The 231-nt window shown below is 55.8% G+C and carries 1 protein-coding gene; it reads right to left on the reverse strand.

The genetic code is table 11. The annotated features are described in order from the left end of the window. Positions 1-231, reverse strand: a 231-nt coding sequence (locus SB765_RS34255; RefSeq protein ID WP_410933106.1) for a flagellar hook-basal body complex protein, incomplete at both ends; no start/stop codon positions are given.

The following is a 231-nucleotide window of genomic DNA, read 5'->3' on the forward strand; positions in this document are numbered from 1 at the left end:
TCCTGGGTTTTGATGGTCTGGGCGTTAGACTGATAGTTACGCTGGGCAACGATCATATTGACCAGTTCTTTACTGAGATCGACGTTGGACGCTTCCAGCGCACCGTTGGTCAGGGTGCCAAAGTTTCCCGTCCCGGCTGTCCCCAACAGCGCCACGCCAGAAGATTGCGTCGCAGACCAGACGTTGTCGCCTTCGGATGCCAGACCTTCGTTGTTGGCAAAGTTCGCCAGT

It is taken from the genome of Pseudomonas sp. SIMBA_067 (assembly GCF_046534675.1).
GTDB classification, from domain to species: domain Bacteria; phylum Pseudomonadota; class Gammaproteobacteria; order Pseudomonadales; family Pseudomonadaceae; genus Aquipseudomonas; species Aquipseudomonas putida.